This window comes from Streptomyces sp. NBC_01716 (genome assembly GCF_036248275.1).
Classification (GTDB): domain Bacteria; phylum Actinomycetota; class Actinomycetes; order Streptomycetales; family Streptomycetaceae; genus Streptomyces.
Window position 1 is genome coordinate 686,659 of the sequence record NZ_CP109181.1, and the last position, 23,341, is coordinate 709,999.

Annotated in this window: 21 protein-coding genes and 1 pseudogene; 10 read left to right on the plus strand and 12 right to left on the minus strand. The window is 68.6% G+C overall.

Translation table 11 applies throughout. From position 1 onward, the window contains the following. Window positions 1–150 precede the first annotated feature (150 nt). Window positions 151–243: pseudogene (locus tag OIE74_RS02920) on the plus strand (DNA-binding response regulator); the annotation flags it as partial. 68 nt (window positions 244–311) lie between these two features. Then, a complete protein-coding gene (locus OIE74_RS02925; RefSeq protein WP_329392150.1) occupies window positions 312–782 on the plus strand; it encodes a MarR family winged helix-turn-helix transcriptional regulator in 471 nt (156 codons plus the stop codon). A gap of 33 nt (window positions 783–815) precedes the next feature. Here OIE74_RS02925 and OIE74_RS02930 read toward each other — a convergent pair whose 3' ends face one another. Further along, window positions 816–1,100, minus strand: coding sequence for a hypothetical protein (locus OIE74_RS02930; protein ID WP_329378063.1), 285 nt, complete (start codon window positions 1,098–1,100; stop codon window positions 816–818). 361 nt (window positions 1,101–1,461) lie between these two features. On the opposite strand from OIE74_RS02930, the gene OIE74_RS02935 reads away from it, so the two are divergent. Next, window positions 1,462–2,832 carry an MMPL family transporter gene (locus OIE74_RS02935; RefSeq protein ID WP_443076009.1) on the plus strand — a complete coding sequence of 457 codons (1,371 nt, stop codon included), beginning with the start codon at window positions 1,462–1,464 and terminating at the stop codon, window positions 2,830–2,832. A gap of 82 nt (window positions 2,833–2,914) precedes the next feature. Here the strand turns inward: OIE74_RS02935 and OIE74_RS02940 are convergent, their stop codons facing one another. The 11 genes from OIE74_RS02940 to OIE74_RS02990 form a co-directional block, all read right to left on the minus strand. Beyond that, complete coding sequence (locus OIE74_RS02940) at window positions 2,915–3,592, minus strand: GntR family transcriptional regulator (RefSeq protein WP_329378065.1); 678 nt, start codon at window positions 3,590–3,592, stop codon at window positions 2,915–2,917. A gap of 88 nt (window positions 3,593–3,680) precedes the next feature. Next, window positions 3,681–4,562 carry an LLM class flavin-dependent oxidoreductase gene (locus OIE74_RS02945; protein WP_329378067.1) on the minus strand — a complete coding sequence of 294 codons (882 nt, stop codon included), beginning with the start codon at window positions 4,560–4,562 and terminating at the stop codon, window positions 3,681–3,683. Then, a complete protein-coding gene (locus OIE74_RS02950; protein ID WP_329378069.1) occupies window positions 4,559–5,785 on the minus strand; it encodes a metal-dependent hydrolase family protein in 1,227 nt (408 codons plus the stop codon). Before OIE74_RS02950 ends, OIE74_RS02945 begins: the two co-directional genes overlap by 4 nt. Next, window positions 5,782–7,494 (minus strand): hydantoinase B/oxoprolinase family protein, encoded by a 1,713-nt coding sequence (locus tag OIE74_RS02955; protein ID WP_329378072.1) that lies wholly within the window; start codon window positions 7,492–7,494, stop codon window positions 5,782–5,784. Before OIE74_RS02955 ends, OIE74_RS02950 begins: the two co-directional genes overlap by 4 nt. After that, window positions 7,491–9,530: a hydantoinase/oxoprolinase family protein gene (locus tag OIE74_RS02960; protein WP_329378074.1), complete on the minus strand. Its 2,040-nt coding sequence runs from the start codon at window positions 9,528–9,530 to the stop codon at window positions 7,491–7,493. The genes OIE74_RS02955 and OIE74_RS02960 overlap by 4 nt, the downstream gene beginning before the upstream one ends. A 29-nt stretch (window positions 9,531–9,559) precedes the next feature. Beyond that, on the minus strand, window positions 9,560–10,561 hold the full coding sequence (locus OIE74_RS02965) for an ABC transporter permease (protein WP_329378076.1): 1,002 nt from the start codon (window positions 10,559–10,561) through the stop codon (window positions 9,560–9,562). Beyond that, a complete protein-coding gene (locus OIE74_RS02970; protein ID WP_329378078.1) occupies window positions 10,558–12,123 on the minus strand; it encodes a sugar ABC transporter ATP-binding protein in 1,566 nt (521 codons plus the stop codon). The genes OIE74_RS02965 and OIE74_RS02970 overlap by 4 nt, the downstream gene beginning before the upstream one ends. Further along, window positions 12,111–13,127 carry a sugar ABC transporter substrate-binding protein gene (locus OIE74_RS02975; RefSeq protein ID WP_329378080.1) on the minus strand — a complete coding sequence of 339 codons (1,017 nt, stop codon included), beginning with the start codon at window positions 13,125–13,127 and terminating at the stop codon, window positions 12,111–12,113. Before OIE74_RS02975 ends, OIE74_RS02970 begins: the two co-directional genes overlap by 13 nt. A 99-nt stretch (window positions 13,128–13,226) precedes the next feature. After that, a complete protein-coding gene (locus tag OIE74_RS02980; protein ID WP_329378082.1) occupies window positions 13,227–14,672 on the minus strand; it encodes an aldehyde dehydrogenase (NADP(+)) in 1,446 nt (481 codons plus the stop codon). After that, window positions 14,672–15,601 carry a dihydrodipicolinate synthase family protein gene (locus tag OIE74_RS02985; RefSeq protein ID WP_329378083.1) on the minus strand — a complete coding sequence of 310 codons (930 nt, stop codon included), beginning with the start codon at window positions 15,599–15,601 and terminating at the stop codon, window positions 14,672–14,674. The genes OIE74_RS02980 and OIE74_RS02985 overlap by 1 nt, the downstream gene beginning before the upstream one ends. Before the next feature lie 99 nt (window positions 15,602–15,700). After that, on the minus strand, window positions 15,701–16,330 hold the full coding sequence (locus OIE74_RS02990) for a siderophore-interacting protein (protein ID WP_329378084.1): 630 nt from the start codon (window positions 16,328–16,330) through the stop codon (window positions 15,701–15,703). Here OIE74_RS02990 and OIE74_RS02995 point away from each other — a divergent pair. The 7 genes from OIE74_RS02995 to OIE74_RS03025 all read left to right on the plus strand — a co-directional run bounded on the left by OIE74_RS02995 (window position 16,293) and on the right by OIE74_RS03025 (window position 23,333). Beyond that, on the plus strand, window positions 16,293–17,183 hold the full coding sequence (locus OIE74_RS02995) for an FAD-dependent monooxygenase (protein WP_329378085.1): 891 nt from the start codon (window positions 16,293–16,295) through the stop codon (window positions 17,181–17,183). The two genes, OIE74_RS02990 and OIE74_RS02995, sit on opposite strands and share 38 nt — an antisense overlap. 72 nt (window positions 17,184–17,255) lie before the next feature. Further along, window positions 17,256–18,008 (plus strand): GntR family transcriptional regulator, encoded by a 753-nt coding sequence (locus tag OIE74_RS03000; protein ID WP_329378087.1) that lies wholly within the window; start codon window positions 17,256–17,258, stop codon window positions 18,006–18,008. A 178-nt stretch (window positions 18,009–18,186) separates the two neighbouring features. Further along, complete coding sequence (locus OIE74_RS03005) at window positions 18,187–19,431, plus strand: ABC transporter substrate-binding protein (protein ID WP_329378089.1); 1,245 nt, start codon at window positions 18,187–18,189, stop codon at window positions 19,429–19,431. Continuing rightward, complete coding sequence (locus OIE74_RS03010; RefSeq protein WP_329378091.1) at window positions 19,428–20,336, plus strand: carbohydrate ABC transporter permease; 909 nt, start codon at window positions 19,428–19,430, stop codon at window positions 20,334–20,336. The genes OIE74_RS03005 and OIE74_RS03010 overlap by 4 nt, the downstream gene beginning before the upstream one ends. Continuing rightward, entirely contained in the window at window positions 20,333–21,175 is an 843-nt protein-coding gene (locus OIE74_RS03015; RefSeq protein WP_329378093.1) for a carbohydrate ABC transporter permease, read from the plus strand. The genes OIE74_RS03010 and OIE74_RS03015 overlap by 4 nt, the downstream gene beginning before the upstream one ends. Continuing rightward, on the plus strand, window positions 21,172–22,383 hold the full coding sequence (locus tag OIE74_RS03020; RefSeq protein ID WP_329378095.1) for a mandelate racemase/muconate lactonizing enzyme family protein: 1,212 nt from the start codon (window positions 21,172–21,174) through the stop codon (window positions 22,381–22,383). Before OIE74_RS03015 ends, OIE74_RS03020 begins: the two co-directional genes overlap by 4 nt. Further along, entirely contained in the window at window positions 22,380–23,333 is a 954-nt protein-coding gene (locus tag OIE74_RS03025; protein ID WP_329378097.1) for an aldo/keto reductase, read from the plus strand. Before OIE74_RS03020 ends, OIE74_RS03025 begins: the two co-directional genes overlap by 4 nt. Window positions 23,334–23,341 lie beyond the last annotated feature (8 nt).

A 23,341-nucleotide genomic window follows, 5' to 3' on the forward strand; every position in this document is an offset into this window, starting at 1 on the left:
TATGCCGCTGCTCGGCGAGGCTCTGTCACCGCGTGAAGAGGGGCTCCGCGACCACCGGACGATTCCGGGACGGGCTTCGGGGTGCGGGGCTCGCACGTTGTCAGGGGCCCCACTGGTACCGCGGTACCAGTGGGGCCACGAAGAGTCGCCGTCGGCCGGGTCCTCGCCAAGATCGGGGCCAGGGAGCGCGTCCAGGCCGTGATCATCGCGTACGACGCGGGGCTGGTCCAGGCGAAGCCGTAGCGGGATGCGGGGGCGGGTGGCGACCGCCCCCACCGAGCGATCGGCACGGGTGTGTCAAACTCCTTGATATGCGTGAAGATGAAGATCAGCCGCTGGGCTTCCTGCTCTACCAGGTGATGGCCGCACTGCGTCCGCTTACGGCGGCGGAACTCCAGCCGCTCGGCATCGGGTTGCCGGAGTTCGTGTGTATGCGCAGCCTGTCCATGTTCCCGTCCCAGTCCAACGCGGAACTGGCCCGCCATGCCGGTGTGTCGCCGCAGGCGATGAACAAGGTCGTGCGGGATCTCCAGGAGATGGGCGCGATCGAGCGGCCGGCGACCGTGTCGTCGGGCAGGAGCCTGCCCGCCCGGCTGACGACCAAGGGCAAGGCCCTTTTCAAGGAGGCCGAGGCGGCGGTGGGTATCGCGGACGACCGCCTGATGACCCAGCTCGCGTCCGGTGAGCGGCTTGAGCTGAAGAAGCTGCTCCACGCGATCGACGCGCGCAACGTCGGGGGCGGGGCGACGGCGGCTCGGTCACGCCGGAGCGTGGCGAAGTAGCGGGCGGGCGCCGCGCGCGCCCGGGTCCCCCTGTCACGCCCCATCGACGACGGTCAGCTCGCGCCAGCGGGTCCCCAGCCGCTCGGCGCCCGTCTCGGTCACGACGACGGTGTCGCCCCTCGTGACGTCGTGGGTCCGCGGCGAAGGGGTGGGAGCCTCGGGTACCTCAAGGAACGGCTTGAGGATGAATGTGGTGTTCGCCGTGATCGGCAGCTCGGCCAGGTGGGACACGTCGCGGTTGGGGAAGAGCAGCCGTGGAGAAGGGTGAGCATGCCCCGTCGTCCGCGCCCGCCGCAGACTCCACGGCCGCGAAGACATGGTCTCGCGGGGTGAGCCGGTCCGGCACCGCTTGCATCCGCTGAGGTACGGCGCGGCCGGGGCCTACTACCGGTGGGGTACGCGTGGTGTCAGCCGTGGGCCGACGCCCCGGACCGGCCCGCCACCGCAGGATCAAGGGCATGACTTCGCCCACCACTTCCGGCCGCGCCAGTGCTGCCTTTGTCGGCACGCTCGTGGGAACCGCCGCCGGAATCGTGCTGGTTGCCGCCGCCGGAACGTTCTCCATGACGGTCGGCGGCATCTTCGCCGCCCTGGCGATCGGCGTACCCGCGGTGAGCGGTGCCGTGGTGGGCGCGGCTCTCACACCAGGTCACACTCGCTGGAATTCGAGGTGGATAGCGTGTCTTCCCCTCGCGGCTCCGCCGCGCCTTTCGTCCCGCCCCCGCCGGACCGGCCCGACCAGGCGCGCGTCAGCCGGTTCGGTGCCCTGGCCGGCTGGGCGCAGCGCCATCGCTGGGCCACCATCGTGCTCTGGGTGGCCGTTCTGGCCGCCATCACGCTCGGCTCCACGGCCGCAGGCTCCGCCTACAAGAACGACTTCACGCTGCCGGGCACCGACTCGCAGGCGGCGACCGACCTGTTCAAGAAGCACGGCTCGGACCAGGCCGGTGACAGCGTCGAGATCGTCTTCAAGGACCCGCAGGGCATCGCCGGCCGTGAGGACACCGTCGCTCCGATGCCGGCCCAGGTGAAGGGGATGGCAGGCGTCGCCGATGTCCGCAGCCCGTTCGCCGACGCCTCGGCGGTGTCGAAGGACGGCACCATCGCCTACGCGTCCGTGACGCTGGACGGCAAGACGGAAGACGTCCCCAGGGAGGACGTCGCGAAGATCATTCACACCGCCCAGGACATCGAGACCGAGGGGCTCCAGGTCGAAGTCGGCGGCGAGGCCGCGCGCAACGCAGAGGACAAGGAGGCGCCGACCGCCGAACTCGCCGGGATCGTGGCCGCCCTGGTCATCCTCGTCCTGCTCTTCGGCTCCCTGCTCGCGGCGTCCCTGCCGCTGATCACCGCGCTCTTCGCGGTCGGCAGTGCGATCGGCCTGATCGCCCTGGCCTCGCACCTGTTCACCGTCGCCGACTTCACTCCGCCCATCCTGATGCTCGTGGGGCTCGGCGTCGGCGTCGACTACGCGCTGCTGATCTTCTACCGCTACCGCCAGGAACTCCTGGCCGGTGTCCAGCCCGCCAAGGCGGCCCGTAAAGCACTCGACTCCGCCGGCCGCACCGTCTTCTTCGCCGGCTGCACCGTCATCGTCGCCCTGCTTGGCCTGGTCGCCCTCGGCCTCGGCTCCCTCCAGGGCATCGCCCTCGCGGTGGCCGTCACCGTCCTGGTCACCATGGCCGCCTCCCTGGTGCTTCTGCCCGCGCTGCTGGGACTCTTCGGCGGACGCATCCAGCGCCACGTCCTCAAGCAGGCCACCAAGGCCACCGCCAGGGGGAAGACCGAGGGCAGCCGCTGGCGCGCCATGGCCCTGGCCGTGCAGCGCCGCCCGGTCCCGACCCTCCTGGTCGGCGTCATCGCCCTGCTCGCCCTGTCCGCACCCGCGCTGAGCATGCGCCTGGGCTTCGCCGACTCCGGCAACGACCCCGAGGCCACCACCTCCCGGCAGGCGTACGACCTGCTGGCCGAAGGCTTCGGCCCCGGCTTCAACGGCCCCCTCATCGTCCTGGTCAAGGGCAACGCCCCACGGACGCCTGACCGGCCGTAACAGCCCGCGGATGTGCTCAGCTTCGGAGACCCGGCTGAGCACATCCGCGCAATTCACGGGCGCACCACGGGAACATCACCCGTTACGCCTCCGTGTGCCCGGCCCACCAGCCCAGCACATGGCCGATGTGCCTGACCATCAGCCGCTCGCACTCCTCGGCCGCCCCCGCCTCCAACAGGTCGAGCAGGTCCAGGTGTTCACGGGCGGACGCCTGGAGTTCCTCCGTCGCCACCAGATCCGCCAGGCCCGTCAGCCGTGTCTGGGCGCGCAGGTCGGCGACGATGTCGTGCAGCCTCGGGTTGCCGGCCAGCTTCAGCACAGTGAGGTGGAATGTTGTGTCGGCCTGTAGGTAGTGGGCCAGGTCGGCGTCGCGGGCGCCCCGTACGATCTCCTCGGCCAGGCCGCGCAGATGTGCCAGGTCCGCCTCGTGGAGCTTGCCCGCGAGTCGTCCGACCGCGGGGGCTTCCAGCAGCTGGCGTACGTCGACGATCGCGCGCAGTTCGTCCTCGCTCACCGCGGTGACACGAAAGCCCTTGTTGCGGACGATGTCGACCATGCCGCGCTTGGCGAGGTTGAGCATCGCCTCGCGGACAGGCGTGGCCGAGACACCGAAGCGAGCGGCCAGGGTCGGGGCCGAGAACACCTCACCGGCGGGCATCTGGCCGGAGACGATGGCCGCGGCGATCGCCTCCTCGACCCGCTCACGCAGGCTGCTCCCGGGTGTGAGCGGCCCCAGAGGAGGGCTGTCCGCAGTCGCCATGAATATCCCCATCACCAATCAACAGCCAATCTCTCTCAGTGCAATGGCACAGCTTACCGAGCGTCTTCCCTCCGCCGGATGTGACCGCTCAGGATCCGGCGTGGGTGGCGACCACCGTGTCAAGGGCGGCGGCCGGCACACCCCGGCCGTCGGAACGTGGCCAGTGCACGGTGAGTTCGTCGAATCCCGCCGCCGCCACATCCTGGGCGAACTGCCGGTAGGTGTCCGCGTCCCTGAACGGCCGCGTCTCGTCGAGCGCCACCTGCGCGATGCGGCGGATCCGCTTGCCCGGCGCCACCTCGGCGATGGCGGTGTCCAGGCTCCTGCTCTGCTCCGCGATCGCCGCCAGCCATTCCGGTGGCGCCGGCGACTGGCGATACGGCCCGTACGTCACCCAGGCCGAGCCCAGAAGTGCCGCCACCCGCATGCTCCGAGGGCCCGCCGCGGCGACGGTCAGGGGCACCCGGGGCCGCTGCACACAGCCCGGGATCATGCGCGCGTCCTCGGCGCTGTAGTAGACCCCGCGGTGGTCGGTGCGGTCCTGCTCCAGCAGCGTGGCGAGCAGCGTCGCCCACTCCTCGAAGCGGTTGCCGCGCTCCTTGCGGGTCATCGGCGCCTGGCCGAGCACGCGTGCGTCCGCGTCCTCCGCGCCCGCTCCCACCCCCAACTCCAGCCGCCCCGCCGACACATGGTCGAGGGTCATGACCTCCTTCGCGAACGGCACCGGATGCCGGAAGTTGGGCGTCGCCACCTGTGCGCCGAGACGCACGGTGGACGTCGCCCCGGCCGCCGCGGCGAGCAGCGGCACCGTGGCGAGCCAGGGGCCGTCGGCCAGGTCGCGCCACGAGAGATGGTCGTACGTCCAGACCGTACGCACCCCGGCCTGCTCGGCTTCACGGACCCGGGCAAGGAATGCCGCCGGGGTCTGGTCGGGCAGGACCAGACACGACAGAACGGGAACAGTCGTCATTTCAGTACTCCACCCTGCACCACGGTGCGGTTCCTTCTCCCGTCCCAGAGCAGCGTCTGGTCATCGGTGAGCGGGCCGTCCAGCAGAAGCAGGTCGGCGGTCGCGCCCACCTCGACGCGGCCCAGGTCGGGCCGGCCGATGAGTTCCGCGTTCACTCCGGTCGCCGAGCGCAGGGCTGCCTGCCAGCCGATCGCCTCGGCCTGCAGTCTCAGTCCGCACAACTGGTCGTCTTCCAGATCGGCCATCAGGTCGGTCCCGAAACCGACGCGTACCCCGGCCTGTTGGGCACGCCGCACCGACCTGAGGCCGTGGTCCAGCACCTCGGCGTTCTTGGCGCGCTGCACCGGGCTCAGGGCCACCTCCTGCCAGCGCCTGTCCATCGCGTCGTAGGCCGCGAGGGTCGGTACGAGGAACGCCTGTGCCTCGGCCATCGCGACGGCCGTGTCCTCGTCCAGCAGGTTGCCGTGCTCGATGGAGCGCACTCCGTTGGCGATCGAGTGCCGGATCGCCTCGGGTGAGTAGGCGTGTGCGGCGACGTAACTGCCGCGGCGCCGGGCCTCCTCGGTGACCGCCCGGATCTCCTCGGCCGAGTACTGCGGCACCCTGATCGGGTCGGTGGGCGACACCACACCGCCGGAGGTCATGATCTTCAGGGCGTGGGCGCCGCGGCGGAACCGGTCGCGCGCCGCCACCCGCAGATCGTCCACTCCGTCGACGACCTGGTTCATGGGCCCTGAGTGGAAGCAGACGTCCGTGTCGGCGGCACGCGGGTCGCCGTGACCGCCCGTCTGGCTCATGGCCGGGCCGGTCCACAGGTATCGCGGGGACTCGATCAGTCCGGCGGCGATCGCCTGGTCCAGGCCCGCGTCGCCCCCCGCGACGTCACGGACCGTGGTGAACCCGCGGCGCAGCGCCCGGCTCAGCCGGCGGGCGCCGGCCAGCGCGACGTAGCTGAGCGGTGCGTTCTCCAGCCGCCACGCGTCGAGGCTGGTCGCGTACGCGTGGAAGTGCGCGTCGATCAGGCCCGGCAGGAGCGAGGCCCCCGCGGCGGCGAGTGTCCGCGAAGCGGTACGGCCCCTGCCCGCGCCGGGTCCGACGGCCACGATCCGCCCGTCGTGGACGACCACGTCGGCCTCGGCGGGCTCGCCCTCGTGCAGCAGCGCGTCGGTGATGACGAGGTCGACGGTGGTCACGTCGGCGGTAGTCACGTCGGCGGTGGTCATGAGGCCGCCCTGAGCTGTGCCGTGGCCGACTCGTCGACGGCCCACGGCTGTTCGGTGATGACGACGCCGTAGGCGGACCGGGCCGCCTCGACCGACACGAAACCGTCGATGACGTCCTCCAGGACCTTGGCCGGCTCGCGTTCGAACGCGGGGCCGTAACCGCCCCCGCCGCCAGTGACGTTGGCGAGCACGTCCCCCGCCGCGAGCGAGTTGTAGCTGCCGCGGGTGACGACCTCGCGGTCGGTGCCGGGGTTGAGCACGATACGGGCGGGGACCGCGGGCTCGCCGCCGGCGATCGGCCACGGCGCCGACTTGGTGCGGTAGACCAGCGCGATGCCGGTGGACGGCGCGGTGAACCGGTAGACGCGCTGGACACCGACGCCACCGCGATGTCTGCCCGGACCCGAGGTGTCCGGCACATAGCCGTAGCGTTCGATGAACATGGGCGACTTCTGTTCCAGTACCTCGACCGGGTTGTTGCGGCATCCCGGCTCGGACATGTGCATGATGCCGTCTTCGCCGTCGCCGCCGGTGTGTCCGCCGAACCCGACGGCCTCGTTGGTCGCTTCGAGCCAGGGCTGACCCGTCCGCGGGTTCGTACCGAGTCCCATCATGGACGAGACGTCGCCACCGGAGCAGGCGGGAATGCGCTCCGGCATGCCCTGTGCCAGCGCCTTGAGGACGACTTCGCCGGCGAGCAGCCCGGTCCACAGAGTGAACGTGGGCATCGGCGGGACGGCGTGCATGACGCTGCCGGGGTCGGTGACGACCCGCAGCGGGGCGAAGTTGCCGGCCACCACCGGGGTGTCCGGGGTGGTCAGCGCCTTGAACACGAGACTGGAGAGCGCGATCGTCTGACCCACCGGCAGGTTGATGGGGCCGCGTACGTCGCGTTCGCTGCCGGTCCAGTCGATGACGAACTCGTCCTCGGTGACGGTGACCGTGGCCTTGAGGAGGATCTCGCGATCGGTGTCGATGCCGTCGGAGTCGACGATGTCGGTGGCGCTCCAGGTGCCGCGCGGCAGTTGGGCCAGCGCGAGCCGGGCCAGTCGCTCGCCGTGGTCGTTGATCGACCCCATGGCGGCGACGAGTACGTCGGTGCCGTGCTGGGCGGCCAGTTCCTGGGTACGCCGTACTCCGGTCACGCAGGCCGAGACCTGGGCCTGCAGGTCGCCGACGGTCCTCTCCGGCATCCGCGAGTTGAAGCGGACGATGTCGAAGATCTCCTGGTTGGGCACGCCCGCGCGGTAGAGGCGCGAGCCCGGGAAGAACATGCCTTCCTCGTACATGTCGGTCGAGTCGAGCACGTACCCGGGGTTCTTCTGCTTCAGGTCGAGCACATGGATGCGGCACGAGGCGAAGCCGATGAGCCGCTCGTCGACGTGGACCGGTGCGAAGACGAGGGTGTCCAGTGTGTGCGCCGACGACCAGTAGGGGTAGTTCAGCAGGAACACATCACCGGGCGCCATGTTCTCGGCGCCGATGTGCTCGACCGCCCGGCGGATCCCGTAGTCGTTGCCCCGCGTGAAGATCGCGATGCCGGGTGCGTCGGCGACCACGTCGCCGTTCGCGTCGTGCACGCCGATGCCGTAGTCGTGGATCTCGTACACCACGGTGTTGTACGCCGTCCGGCACAGGTTGCGGGCCATCTCCTCGGCGGTGGCTAGCAGCGCGTGCCGGATGACCTCAAGGGTGATCGCGTCGGTCACTGGTCCTTCTCCTCGGCCTTGACGCTGATGACGAGTTCGCCGTGCCGCGCCACGCGCAGCCGGTCGCCTGTGTGCAACACGGTGGTGGCGGTGTGCTCGGCGACCACGGCGGGCCCCTCGATCACGTCGCCGACCAGCAGTGACTCCCGGCTGACCAGGCGGTAGGGCACACCTGTGTCGGAGTGGGCGAAGACCTGGCGCCGGCCCAGCACCGGCGGCTCCCCGGCGGTGCGCTCCGGGTGCAGGGGCCAGGCGGGCTTGTCGACCAGGCCGACCGCTCGCAGCCGCAGTGTCACGATCTCGACCGGGTCGTCCATGACATGGCCGTAGAGCCGCTCGTGGAGCGCGCGGAAGCTTTCCGCGAGGCTGTCGGCGACGTTCTCGGCCGGGTGGGGCACCGTCGCCGCGTGTTCCTGGCCGGAGTAGCGGAGGTCGACCGAGCGGTGCAGGACGCGGCTCTCGGGGCCGAAGCCCTCCTGGTCCAGGGCCGTGTTCGCCTCCGCCTCCATGGCGGCGAACGCCTCTTCGAAGTACGAGTCCGGCGTCGAGGCCAGGGGGAGCACATCGGTGCGCGCGAAGTCGTGCTGCACGTCGGCCATCAGCATGCCCAGTGCCGAGAACGCGCCCTGTCCCGGCGGCACGATGACGGTCGGGATGCCGAGTTCACGGGCCACGTCCACGGCGACCAGCCCGCCGCCGCCACCGAACGAGAGCAGCGCGAAGTCCTTGGGATCGCGGCCGAGTTCGACGGTGATCGCCCGGACCGCGCCGACGATCTTGGTGGTCGAGATGCGTATGACGCCGCGCGCCACCGTACGCAGGCTCATGCCGAGCTGATCGGCGATCGGCCGCAACGACTTGGCGGCGAGATCCTGGTCGAGGACCAGCGAGCCACCGAGCGGTACGTCACTGCCCATGTAGCCGAGTACCAGGGCGGCGTCGGTGAAGGTGGGCCGGGTGCCGCCCCGCCCGTACGCCGCCGGCCCCGGCGATGCCCCGGCACTCTGCGGACCGACCTGGAGCGCACCGGCCGCGTCCAGCCAGGCGATCGAGCCACCGCCCGCGCCGATGGTGTGGATGTTCAGGGACGTGGTGTTGATGGGCAGCCCCTCGAACTCGGCGCCCTGGTGCAGCACCGGCTCGCCGTCGAGGACCAGCGAGGCGTCCAGGCTGGTGCCGCCCATGTCGATGGTGATCAGGTTGGGGACGGCGATCACCTTCGCCAGGGAGGCGGCGCCCACGACACCGCCGGCCGGACCGGAGAGGATCAGGTTGACCGGCTGCCGGGTCGCCGCGGCCGCTGTCATCGCTCCCCCGCCGGAGCGCGACATCAGGAACCGGCCGGTGAAGCCGCCCTCGTCCAGCCGCCTCGTCAGTGCTTCGAGGTAGGTCCGCATGATCGGCTTGATGTACGCGTCGAGTACCGCTGTCGAGGTGCGCTCGTACTCCCGGTACTCGCCGGACAGTTCGTGCGACAGAGTCACTTCGACGCCGGGTGCGACCTCTTGCAGGACCTCGCGCATGGCGAGTTCGTGCGCCGGGTTCGCGTACGCGTGCAGGAAGGCGACCGCGACCGCCTGGTACCCGCCGGCGGCGATCTCGGCGGCCACGAGACGTGCGCCGGCCTCGTCGAACGGCGTCGCGACACTGCCGTCGAACAGCGAACGCTCGACCACTTCGAAGGTGTCCCGCCGCTTCAACAGGGCTTCGGGCTTGCGGTAGGTGAGCGCGTACATCGGCCGCCGGTCGGTGCGCCCGAGCAGATAGACGTCACGGAAACCAGCGGTGGCCACCACCGCCACCTTGGCGCCGGTGCGGGTCAGGAGCGAGTTGAGGCCGAGCGTGGAGCCATGGTTGAAGGTCGTCACCTCGCTCAGCGCCGCCTCGGCGGCGGCGAAGGCCGCGAGCACCCCCTTGGTGGGCTCGGCGGGGGTGGTGGCCACCTTCTCGAACCGCAGTTCCCCGGTCTGCGGGACGAGTTTCACCACATCGGTGAAGGTGCCGCCGACATCGACGGCGACGCGTACTTCAGCCATGTTCAACCTTTCAGCGTTCAGGGAAGTGGTCAGCGCCGGCGGCGGTCGGCGGCTGCCAGCGCCACCGCGGCCAGGATGATAACGCCTGTGACCAGGTCTTTCATCTGCGGATTGACGTTGAGGATGTCGAAGCCGTTGCCGATCAGGGCGATCAGGAAGACACCCACCAGCGAGCGCCAGACCGCGCCGATCCCTCCGTAGATGCTGCTGCCGCCGAGGATGACCGCGGCGATGGCCTGTAGTTCGAGCCCGGTGCCCGCCTGTGGCTGACCGGACGCGAGGCGGGAGACGCCGATCGCGCCGGCGATGCCGACGGCCAGACCGCTGAGCGCGAACACGATGACCTTGACCCGGTCCACACGTACGCCGGAGAGATGAGCCGCCTCCGGGTTGCCGCCGACGGCGAACACATGCCGGCCGAAGACGGTGCCGTTGAGCAGCAGAGACGCGACGGCGAAGACGGCGATGAGGATGAGGACCGAGAAGAAGATCCCGGCGACTTTGCCGCGCCCGAGTTCGGAGAAGCCGCTCGTGGTCACGGTGATCAGTGAACCGCCGGTGACCAGCACGGCGACGGCCTTGTAGACAAGGCTGGAGGCGAGGGTGGCGAGGAACGAATGTACGTTCAGACGGGTCACGGCCAGCCCGTTGAGCGCTCCCATCACCAGGCCCAGTACCGGTGCGGCGAGCAGGGCGAGCCAGACGCTGCCGGTGGACGTGGCGATCGACGCGGCGACCACGCTGACGACCGAGTACATCGCCGCCGTGGAGAGGTCGAACGCCCCCGAGACGATGACGAACGTACCGGCCACGGCGATGATCGCGAGCGGTGCGTTCTGGTTGAGGATATTCATGATGTTGGTGAAGGACAGGAACGACGACGAGATGATCGACAGCGTCACGAAGACCGCGACCAGCAGGATCAGTGCCGCGTAGTCCCGGGCGAAGGCGATGACACGGGGGCCGATCGGGGTGCCGCCGTGGACGGCGGCACCCGCGCCGGTCTCGCGCGAGGTTTCGGTGGCGGTCATTGGACGGACTCCTTTGCCTTTCCTGCTTCGCCTGTTCCGGCCGGGTCCGCGACATCGAACAGCCGCCGGAGAACGTCTTCGACGGCCAGGCCGCGCGGGTCCACCTCGTCAAGTACCTCGCCGCGGCTGACCAGATGGGCCCGGTGGGCGAGGCCGAGTACTTCCTCGTGTTCCGAGGAGATAAGCAGCACCCCGATGCCGCGGACCGCCAGATCGGCGATGAGCTCGTAGATGGCGAGCTTGGCGCCGACGTCGACGCCGCGGGTCGGCTCGTCGAGAATCACCAGCTTCGGGTCACCGACCAGCCACTTGGCGATCAGAGCCTTCTGCTGGTTGCCGCCGGAGAAACTCTGCACCGGCAACTCGGGCCTGGCCGGGCGCAGTTCCAGGCGGCGGACCAGCTCGTCCACCTGTTTGCCGACCGCCCTTCGGTCGATCACGCCGAGCCGGGAGAAACGGCTCAGAGAGGGGAGCGTCATGTTCTCCGTGACGCTGCGCTGGAGTACGAGGCCCTGCCCGTGCCGGTCCTCGGGGACCAGCACCAGGCCCGCGTCACGGCTCTGCCGGGGCGTCGTCCGGCCGAGCGCGCGGCCGGCCAGCGTGACGGTTCCGGCGGTGACCCGGTCGGCGCCGATCAGGGCGCGGGCGATTTCCGTGCGCCCGGAGCCGACCAGCCCCAGCAGACCGACGATCTCGCCGGGCCGTACCTCGAACGAGGCCCGCTTCACGCCCCGTTCGCTGGCCAGCGCCTCCACCTTGAGGAGCGGTGCCACTTCCGGGCGGGGCGCGGGCGGCAGCGGCGGGAACGAGACGGCGAGCTCCCGGCCGAGCATCGCCTCCACCAGGGACGACTTGGTCTGGTCCGCCGCGGGCGCCGTGCGGATCTTGCGACCGTCGCGCAACACCGTGACGGTGTCGCTGACTTCGAGCACGGCGTCGAGGAAGTGCGACACATAGACGACCGCCCGTCCCTGCGCGGTGAGCTGGCGGATCACCTCGTGCAGCCGCCGGGTCTCGTGTGCGGTGAGCGACGAGGTCGGCTCGTCCATCACGATCACCTTGGCCTGCCGGGCGAGCGCGCGCAGGATCTCGACCTTCTGCTGGTCGGCGATACGCAGATCGCCGACCCGTGCGTCGGGGTCGAGGCCGAACCCCGTGATCTCGTCGAGCTCGGCGAACCGACGGCCCTGGTCATGTCGCAGAAGGCCGAATCGGCTCTGCTCGACACCGAGGAACACATTCTGAGACACCGTCAGATCACGTACGAGCGACAGCTCCTGAGCGATCATCACGAGCCCGCGCCGCTGCGCCCGTACCGTGTCCCAGCGCCCGACCGGCTGACCGTCGACCCGGACGTGCCCGGAATCGGGCGTGTAGACACCGGACACGATCTTGCCGAGGGTGGACTTCCCTGCCCCGTTCTCCCCGACCAGGGCGTGCACGCTGCCCGCGTGCACCGCCAGGTCGATGGCGTCCAGGGCCACTGTTCCGCCGAACCGCTTGGTGATGCCGGTGAGCTCGACGACCGGCTGGGCGGTGACCATCGGCGTCAGCCGTTCCACTCGCCGGTGAAGTCCGGGGTCTTGGTCAGCGTCTCCTTGGTCGCGTACGGCTCGGTCCCGCCGATGTCGTCCGCGTTGACGACGGCCTTCGCCGTGCCTCCGTCCATCGCCTTCACCAGCTCCTCCATCGCCGCCTTGCCCATGCTCGCGGGGAAGTTGATGTACGCGCCCTTCCATGTGCCCGCGCGGACGGCGGCCACGGCGTCCTTGGTGCCGCCGGCGCCGGTCAGATAGATGCTGCTCGGCTTGATGCCCGCGTTCTGGAGGGCGATCTGGGCTCCCGCGGCCTCCTGGTCGGCGTTCGACAGGATGACGTTGATGTCCTTGTGGGCCTGGAGCACGTTGCTGATCGCCTTGAGCGAGGTGTCCCTGTCGTACTGGCCCTCGACCGTGCTGACCACCTTGATGTTGGGGTGGGCGCCGAGCACCTTGTTGTAGGCGTCACGGCGGGCCACGTCGAGCGGCGTCGACAGGTTGCCGACGAGCAGTACGGCATTGCAGGGATTGATCTCGGCGCAGTAGGTGACCACGCCGTCGGCCTGCTTCTCCGCGGCCATGGCGGGGGGCACGCCGACGGTGGTGACCACGCCGTCGACCTGCGGTTCCATCTTGTTGATGTCCGGTCCGACGGGGTTGAGCACCGTCGCGACGGGGATCTTCTTGGACAGCGGGAATGCCGCTGCCAGGCCGACACCGTCGTTCGGCACGACGACGACGCCGTCGTAGTTTCCGGTGCTGGTGACGTTCTGGAGCTGCGACAGCTGTGTGTTCGAGTCGAACTGGCCGTCGAGGAGCTTCAGGTCGATCTTCTTGCCGGACGCGGCCGCGGCTTCCTTCACGCCTTTGTAGACGGCCTGGTTGTAGCCGTTCTGGCTGGAAGCCGCGAGCACGGCGACCTTGAGGGTGTCGCCGTCCGAGCCGGCCGAATCGGCGGCTCCGCAGGCGGTGAGCAGGAGGGCGGTGGCAGTCAGTGCCACGGTGCCGGAGATGCGCAAACTGTTCATCGGAGAGCCTCCGGTTTGATTGCTGTGGCACAGTGATATGTCACACTGCACACTCGGCGAAAGAGTCCGACGGTAACAACTGTGTTTCGGCCAGTTGCCTCAGGCGGAGTGGTTTCCCCAGTTCAGCGAATCGCCGGCGGCCGCACGGCGCTGGGGAACCCGCCAGGGGTTGTCGTCGCGCAGCGCCGCAGGCAGCAGCTCCGGCGGGCAGTTCTGGAAGGTGACAGGCCGCAGGAAGCGCTCGATCGCGGCGGTGCCTACAGACGTCGTCCCCGGGGCCGTGGTGGCCGGATAAGGACCTCCGTGCTGCATCGCGGGAGTCACCGCGACACCCGTGGGCCAGCCGTCGAACAGCAAACGGCCCACGCGTTCCCTCAGCACCGCGACGAGCCGGCGCAGCCACGCGTCGTTCTCACCGGATCCACGGTGCACCGTGGCCGTCAGCGCGCCCGGGAACAGCTCACCGATCGCCTCCACCAACAGGTCGGGCCGGTCCGGGGCGTAGCGCACGACGATCGACAGCGGGCCGAACGCTTCGTCGAGGAGCGTGCCGCGGCGCTTCAGCAGATCGTCCAGGCTCACCTCGACCAGGGTCGGTGCCGCCCGGCTCCCGCCGTCCGGATCGGCCTCCACGGCTCCCTCGGCCAGTACGGACACTCCTGGGGTGGCGAGCACGGTGGCACGGCGCTCGGTGTAACCGGCGGCTATGCCCTCGTACAGGAGTGGATGGCTCGGCACCGCGTCCGCCGCCGAGCCGAGGCTCGGGGCGAGGCCGTGGTCCTCGGGAAGGAACAGGAAGCCGGGTTTGGTGCAGAGTTGCCCGGCCGAACCGGACACACTGGCGACGAAGCCGGACGCGATCGCGTCGGCGCGTTCGGCCAGCGCACCCGGCGTCACGATGACCGGGTTCACACTGCCCAGTTCACCGTAGAACGGGATCGGGCGCTCGCGCCCGGCGGCGATCCCGGCGAGCAGCCGGCCGACTTTGAATGATCCGGTGAACGCCGCCGCGGCGATCCGGTCCTCGCGCAACAGCCCTACGGCGGCGTCCTGGTCGAAGACCACTTCGAAGGTCTCCGCGGGCAGGCCGGTCTTGACCAGCGCGGAGCGCACCTTCTCGGCGGTCAGCGCCGACAGACGCGGGTGACCGGGGTGCGCCTTGAGGACCACCGGACAGCCGGCGGCGAGCGCGGAGGCCGTGTCACCGCCGGCTACCGAGAACGCGAACGGGAAGTTGCTCGCGGCGAACACCAGCACAGGACCCACCGGCAGATTGAACCGCCGCAGATCGGGACGGGGGCCCAGGACGAATCCCGCGTCGGCCTCGTCGATACGTACGTCGAGGAACTCCCCCTCGGCGCAGACGTCGGCGAACATCCGCAGCTGCACGACCGTACGCTTCAACTCCCCGGCCAGCCGCGCCTCGGCCAGCCCGGTCTCGGCCATCGCCTGCGGTATCAGTTCGCCGGCGGCAGCCGTCAGTTCGTCCGCTATCGCGTTGAGCACGCGTGCCCGCTCGGCGGGCGAGGTCTCGGTCAGGTCCATCAGTCCTCCTCGGAGGAGAGTGCGGCGATTCCGGAGATCGCGCGTTCCATGGCGGCCCGCACCTGCTTCTCGTGGGTCGGGGTGAGCGGCCCGCGTGGCGGGCGGCACGGACCGCCGAACCGGCCGACCATGTCCATCCCCAACTTGATGGCCTGCACGAACTCCGTCCGCGAGTCCCAGCGGAAGACCGTGACCAGTTGCTTGTAGAGCTCCCGCGCCTGCTCGTACCGGCCGGCCGCCATGTGCTCGTAGATCGCGACGGACTCCGCCGGGAAGGTGTTGGGGAACCCGGCGAACCAGCCGACGGCGCCGTCGAGCATCAGCTCCAGGAGCACGTCGTCGGCGCCCGCGATGATGTCGATGTCGCAGAGCTCGCTGATCTCGAAGGCCCGCCGGACGTCCCCGCTGAACTCCTTGACCGCCACCACCTCGTCGATCTCGGCGAGCTGCGCGACCAGTTGGGGCACGAGATCGACCTTGGTGTCGAACGGGTTGTTGTAGATCATCATCGGCAGGCCGACCTCGGCGATGTGCCGGTAGTGGTCGACCACCTGCTCGTCACTGGCCCGGTAGAGGGTCGGCGGCAGGGCGAGTACTCCGTCGGCGCCGTCCTCCTTGGCCAACTCGGCCCAGCGCTTGGCCTGATGCCAGCCCGCGCCGTGCACACCGGCCACCACCAGTCCGCGCCCATCCACTGCCTCCACGGCCACCTGGACCACGCGGCGCCGTTCCTCGTCGGTCAGCGACGAGTACTCGCCGAGCGAGCCGTTCGGTCCGACACCGCGGCAGCCGTTGCCGATCAGCCAGTCGCAGTGCTCGGCGTAGCGGTCGTAGTCGACGGCGAGTCCCGCGGGGGCGGAGCTGTCCGCCTTGTAGGGCAGCGTCGTCGCGACGATGACGCCGCCGAGGTCGAATTGTTTGCCGGGCATGGTCTGCCTCTCGTTCGATGGGGGTCGCAATGAGCAGTACCATGTCACATGCCACACGCCATGAGTAGGCATCGCACACGGAAATGACGTGTCCGTGCCCTACAGGGCGGCTCGGCCATATCTCCAGTAGCCGCGGAAGGAGATGTCGGAGCGGGGGACGCCGCGTTCGCCTACGAGATGCCGGCGAACGCCGGTGGCCAGCGACGCTTCGCCCGCGGTCCAGGCGTAGAAGGGCCCTTCCGGGAGCCGGGCACTCCTCACCGCCTCCAGAGCGAGGGAGCCCGGCTTCGCCGGGGTCTTCGTATCGCCGTCGCGGGGCAGCCAGTTGACGGTGGTTCCCGGGGGTGCGACGACGTCGTGGCGGATGTCCTCAACGGCGGGGACCTCAAGGAAGACCTCGGCGGGCAGCGTTCCTGCCGAGCGCTCCAGGATCGCGAGAATCGCCGGAAGCGCGCTCTCATCACCCGCAAGTAGCTGCCACCGGGCGCCTGTCGAGGGTTGGTAGCCGTATCCCTCGTCGAAGAACGCGACTGTCTCGCCGGGCCTGGCCGTCAGCGCCCAGGCAGTGCCGGGTGCCGGCGGCCCGTCCTGCTCGTGGAGTGAGATCTCCAGATCGAACGCCGAAGCCTCGGGCCGGAACCACCTGATCGAGTACGACCTGACGCGTGGCCGTCGCCTGCCGCTCCGCAAGGTGCGCTGGAGCATCCACCGCCCGCCGGTCGGCAGCACGACCTCGTCGTTGCCGGGGTCGGCGAAGAACAGCCGGCCCGACTGGTCGTACGGCGGCGACCTGCGCTTCGGAGCCGAAGACGTTTCCCTGCACGACCTCGGCACCGAGAACCCCCTGGTCCGCTACCGGGACACCGCCGGCTCGACGAAGACCGTCAGCTGCGACTTCGTCGCCGGCAGCGACGGCTTCCACGGCGTCAGCCGGACCGCCGTACCCGCCGGAGTCCTCACCAGCGCCACCCACGAGTTCGGATACGCCTGGCTCACCGTCATGACCGACGTGCCGGCGGACCCCCTGGCCGTACTGGCGGTGCACTCCCGCGGTTTCGCCGCACAGATCACCCGCGGCCCGAACGCGAGCCGCCTCTATCTGCAGTGCCCGCTGACCGACACCGTCGGCCAATGGCCGGACGACCGTGTCTGGAGCGAACTGGAAGCCCGCTTCGGCTCGCCTGTGCCGCGAAAGGGCCCGATCACGAGCAAGCAGGTCGTACCGCTCCGCGGTGTCACCTTCAGCCCCATGAGCCACGGCAGGCTCTACCTTCTCGGGGACGCGGCACACCTCATCTCGCCCATGAGCGCGCAGGGCATGAGTCTCGCCCTCCACGACGCCGACGTGTTCGCCCGCGCGGTCGTCCACCAGGTCTCGGAGCGGGATTCCAGCCTGCTCGACAGCTACTCCGAGACCTGCCTGGACCACACATGGCAGCAGCAGGCGTCGTCGGTCTGGATGACCGAGGCGATGCACGATGCCGGCGACCCCTCCTACGAAGGGGAGTTCCGCCGGCAGATCGCAAGGAAGAACCTGGAAACCATGCTGGAGCCACTGCCGGCGAATGGCCCGTCCGCGTAACCCGGCGCCGAGCGGCCGGCCCCCGGTGGTCGGGCCACTCGGCGACCCCGGGCGCAGGCTACGCTTGCCCCCATGTCTGCCGGGGATCTCATCAATCGCCGCTCCGCGGTGCCGTTCTATTCGCAGCTCAAAGATCTCATCCTCGCGGACATCCAGTCCCGCGGACTCGAACCCGGCGATCGACTCCCCGGCGACTTCGAGCTGTGTCAGCAGTACGACGTCTCGCGCACTGTCGTCCGTCAGGCCATGGGCGAGCTCGAACACGAGGGCGTCATCCGCCGCGAGAGAGGTCGCGGCACATTCGTCGCGGACACCCACGCCCCGAGCGTCTTCGGGCACGCCTTGATCGGCTACTTCGAGGACATCCAGTCGGGATCGGGAACCCATCACACGGTTGTGCGGCGCAAGGGCCTGGTCCCGGCGTCCGAGGCAGTCGCCAAGGACCTGGCGGTCAAGGTCGGCGAGATGGTGGTGGAGGTGCAGCGCGTCCGGTCGATGGACGGCGCACCGTGGGCGCTGACCCTCACCCAACTCCCGCTGTCCGTCGGTGAGGGACTGCTCACCGCCGATGTGGACGATCTCTCCCTTTTCGGGGTGCTTGAGCAGCGGTTCGGTGTTCGTTTCGATCACGCTCGGCGCCTCATCGAGGCCGGCGTGGCCGCCGACGAGGTGGCGGAGGTGCTCGGCCTGCCCGCCGGGGCTCCCGTCCTGATCATGCGCAGCGTCTCGTACGACGCCGCCGGACGACCGCTGGAGCGGTTCACCGGGCATCACCGAGGAGACCTCAGCCGCCTTGAGGTCGACGTCCGCCGACAGACCGACTGACCGGCCGAATCCCTGACCTCACCGGCCGGCCCGGCGCCGCTCCGGCCGCCGCCGGACGTCCACGTCGCACACCCCGATGGGTTGACATCCTGTAATTACATTTGCATCATTGCTCTCGCGTTCAATGTCGACCCGCACTGGACCGTGGCATTCGAGCAATGGAGCAATGGAGCCGACTATGGCAGTCCTCCCCAGAACGGCCGCTTTCATCGCGGCGACCACGGCGGTGATCCTGGCGATGGCCGGAACGGTGACCTACAACATCGCCAACAATTCCTCGAACGCGGACGCCGTCACCTGGTGGGTTCCGGACTGGGACTACGACACGGCCAAGAAACTGGTCACGGCCTTCGAAAAGGAGAACTCCGGCGCCACCGTCAATCTGGTCAAGACGACAGGTGACACGGTCGCCAATCGCACCTCCGTCGCACTGAACTCCGGAGACGTTCCCGACGTCATCACCGAGTCGACCTCCCGCATCAAGGGCTATGCCCGAAAAGGTCAGTTGACGGACCTCAGCGGCCAGTACGGACCCGCCACGCCGAAGTCCGACTTCGCCCCCGGACTTGTCGAATCGCTCACCGATCAGGGCAAGACGTATGCCGTGCCCTACCGCTGGGCGACAAACGCCCTGATCTACAACCCCGACCTCTTCGAAGCCGCCGGAATCGACTCCCCGCCCAGAACCTGGGCCGAATTCGAGGAAGACGCCAAGAGGCTCACCAAGGGAAATGTCGTCGGGACCGCCTGGCCGATGCAGGGGGATCCGAGTGACCTGACCCTGCGCCTGCTGGACTTCGCGATCTCCGACGGGTCGACGATCAAGAACGGGGCGCCGGAGCTCACCGAGCCCTCGGTCAAGAACGCCCTGGATCTCATCGGTGGATCCATCAGGGCGGGCTGGGCCAGCCCGAGCTCGTTCGAACTGGACAACACCGCCATCCATGAACTGTTCCTGCAGGGACGAGTCGCGATGTATCAAGGCGGTGTTTTCGACGTGGATGACGCGGTCACGCACAAAGCACCCATCGCCACGGCCGAGTTGCCGGGTCCGAACGCAAGCTCGGTCGGTACCGCCCAGGGAAGTGGATGGGCCTATATCGTGCCGGCCAAGGCCCAGCACAAGGACGCGGCGGAGAAACTGGTCGCCTTCCTCGGTAAGCCGGCCAACATGGCTGCTCTGACGCTGACTTTCCCCGCCCGGCTCAGCGCGTTCAAGGACGCGAAGTTCCAGACCGAACTGCGCGAGCCGTACGTCCGGCAACTCACCGACCACTCCACCCCGGCTCCGGACGATCCCCGCTGGACAGCCACCATTCCAGGCGTGCACAACGAGACCCAGAAAGTCGGTCTTGGGCAGCGGTCGAGCAGCGCGGCAGCGAAGAACATCGTCGCCCAGGCGGACAAGGCGCTCGGCCGATGACCTCGACCCAAGGTGACCTGATGAGTTCTGCGGAATCCACTACCGTGACCCGGCCGAAGCGTCGCCGTCGCACCGGGCGCCCGGTCGGGCTGATGATGCCGGCGCTCATTCTCACGGCCCTCATGTTCGTCATCCCGATCGTCTCGACCGTCGTCAGGGTCGTCGGCGACGGCGGCTCCGGTCTGACCCGCCTTTTCTCGACCCCCGACTTCGCCCAAGTCATGTTCAACACAGTCAAATGGACAGTCGGCGCCACCATCGGGGCGATGGTCATCGGTTACGCCGGCGGCATCGTTCTCCGAGCGAAGCAGATACGGCTCTCCGGACTGTGGCGCAGCTTGATCATGGTGCCCTGGATCATCCCCGGCGTTGTCGGAGCGACCATCTGGCGCTGGAGCCTGTCCACCGATTACGGGCTGGTCAACCGCTATTTGATGGACCTGGGTATCGTCTCGCAGCCCGTTCACTGGCTGTCGGACCCCTCAATGGTTCTCTGGTCGGTCATGGTGATCCAGATATGGGTGACAGCGCCGTTCGTCGTCCTGATGGTGTCCGCCGCACTGGCCGGCATTCCCGAGGAACGCTACGAAGCCGCTCGCCTCGACGGCGCCTCCTCCCTCAAGATTCTTTGGTACATCACGCTTCCCGGCATCCGCACCACGACCGCGGTCGCCGCGCTGAACCTGGCGATATGGGCCCTGAACTCCTTCACCATCATCTGGGTCACCACCAGCGGAGGACCCGCCGGGGCGTCCACGATCCTGCCCATCCTGCTGTACCAGGCTTTCCAGAACGGTGATGACTCTCTGGTGTATGCGGTCTCAATTCTGCAGCTCGCCATCGGAACTGTCTGCGCCGTTCTGTTCGCTCGGACCATGCGCACAGACCTTCGGGAGCAGTCATGAGTCGACGATCCGCGACGCGAATCGCGACCGGATTCGGGATGTGGTTCCTGCTCGCCGCACTTCTCGTGTGGAGCCTGGGGCCGGTCGCCGTGGTGCTGTTCACCTCGTTCAAGGGCTCATCGGAAATCTACTCCGCCAACGCCCATCTCCTTCCCGACTCATGGACCTTGCAGAACTACGTCACCGTATTCACCAGCTCGAACACACTGCGGGCACTTCTGAACTCACTGATCGTGGGACTCCTCGCCGCTATAGCGACCCTGATCTTCTGCTTCAGTGCCGGGTACGCCCTCGCGCGCTTCCGTTTCCGCTCGTCACGACCGCTCGCGCTGTTCCTTCTGCTTGGGCAAGTGGTTCCGCTCACGGTGGTGTTGCTGCCCCTCTACCAGATCATCAGGTCGCTGAATCTTCTCGACTCCGTGGTAGGCGTCGCCATGGCGCACTTGGTGATCACCGTCCCCCTCGTGACCTGGATGATGCGTAACCAGATCGCTGCGGTTCCGATAGAGCTGGAGGAGGCGGCGCAGATCGACGGAGGAAACCGTCTCGACGCCGTCACCTACATCACGCTCCCGGTGATTTTCCCGGGTCTGGTCGCCGCGGGGATGTTCGCCTTCCTTCAGTCCTGGCACGAGTTCCTCTTCGCCTCCGTACTGACATCCTCAACAGCCGCGCGCACAGGGCCGGTCGCACTGACCGAATTCGCCACGGAGTTCAACGTGGACTGGGGAGCGACCATGGCCGCCTCGGTGGTGCTGACCGTTCCGGTCATCATCCTGTTCGTGCTGCTGCAACGCCACTTCATCGGCGGTCTCACCGGAGGAGCGGTCAAGGGATGAGAATCACGGACATCCGTTGTGCCCGTATCGGGGAGAGCCCCGTCGTGCGGGTCGTGACCGACGAAGGCATCGACGGATTCGCCGAGGTCGAATACACGAAGGCCAATGTCGTGTCCACCCTCGGGATATCGCGCGAACTCCTCATCGGATGCGACCCGACCGAGGTCGAACGCTGCATGATCCGAATCCGCCGGCTGGGGGGATCCAAGCCGTGGGGAGCGATGGTCTCAGCCATCGAGATCGCTCTCTGGGACATCGCCGGAAAAGCCGCCGGACTCCCGATTCACCGGCTGCTGGGAGGAAAGGTCCGCGACCGGATCCGTGTCTACAACGGTGGTGTACGACGTCCGCTCGAAGGCCACACTCCTCAGGACTACGCGGATGCCATGGCCTACAGCGCCGCGGCGCCCGAGGGCTTCAGCATCTTCAAGGAAGGCGTCGGACTTCACGGTTTCATGGCGCCCAACACTCCCGATTTCCTCTACAACGAGTTGCGCACCGGCCCGCTGCATCCGAATCGGGGTCCGGTGACGCCCAACGCGCTGGCCCATGTCGTCGACTGTGTAGCGGCGATGAAGGACGTACTGGGGCCCGATCGGCGCCTCGCACTGGACATGGGACCGGGGTGGACCGTCTCCGACGCCATCACCGTCCTGCGCCGGCTCGAACCCTTCGACATCGCCTGGGCCGAGGACCTGCTGACCGGAGACTTCGTGCCGTGGGGCGAGGTTGACGGCTATCACGAGATCACCGGATCGACCATCATTCCCACCCACACCGGCGAACAGATCTATCTGCGCCAGAACTTCCGCGAACTGATCGACCGCCGGGCCGTTCGGATCATCGGCCCCGACCCCGGAGACGTCGGCGGACTCGCCGAGCTGAAATGGATCGCCGAATTCGCCGACCTCTACGGAATCCAGATCGCACCGCACGGAGTCAGCAGCGGACTGCTGGGACTCGCGGCGCTGATCCAGGTCAGCGCGGTGCTCCCGGACAATCTCATCGCGTTCGAATACCCGGTGGCGCGTGAACCCTGGTGGTACGAGATGGTCTCAGGGCTCGGGGACCCGATCGTCGTGAACGGCCATGTGACGGTCGGCGACGCACCCGGGCTGGGGATCGAGATCGACCGTGAGTTGGCGACAGCGCATCTGGAACCAGGTGCGGAGGACTTCTTCGAGTGGAAGACGGTGCCGGCGCGATGACGAACACGCCATTGAGGGCGGTCGGTGCCACCGGCCTGGAAGTGACACCGCTGACGATCGGCGGAGCCCCGCTGGGTTCGATGCCCAAGAACTTCGGATACGAGGTGTCGTACGAGAGCGGCGTCGCCACGGCGCGCGCCGCTCTCACCGGAGCCGTGCGCGCACTGGACACCTCCGCCGCGTACAGCGGTGGGGAGTCGGAGCGACGCATCGGAACCGCGCTCGCCCAAGTCGGCGGCCTGCCCGATGGATACCTTCTGTCGACCAAGATCACGCGTGACCTCGACACCGGCGACTTCTCCGGGGAGCAGATGCGCCGGTCGATCGCGGGAAGTCTTGAGCGACTTGGAATCGACCGCGTCCCGCTCGTATATCTGCACGATCCCGAGAACACGACCTTCGAGGAGGCCATGCGTCCCGGAGGAGCGGTCGAGGTACTGCGTGAACTCAAGGAGACCGGAATCGCGCACGCCATCGGGGTGGCGGGCGGAGATACGTCGGTCATTTCCCGGTACGTCTCCACCGGGATCTTCGACGTACTGCTCACCCACAATCGGTGGACCCTGGTGAACCGCAACGCCGGCCGCCTCATCGACCAGGCGAGCGACCTGGGAATGGGCGTGGTGAACGCGGCGGTGTTCGGCGGCGGAATCCTCGCGTCAGGCACCCACGCGTCAACCCGCTACGGATATCGCGACGCGCCCGAAGAGCTTCTCGCGGCGATCCGCCGCATCGAGGCGCTCTGCTCGGAGGCGGACATCCCCCTGGCCGCTCTCGCCGTCCAGTTCTCCGTCCGGGATCCCCGCATCGCCAGCACCGTCGTGGGCGTCTCGCGCCCCGAACGCATCGAGCAGAACGTCGCGGCGACCACCGTGGCCATCCCCGAGGAAATCTACGACGAGGTGGATCTGATCGTGGCATCGCTTCCGGCCGCCCTCGGCCCCCAGTAAGGACGGAG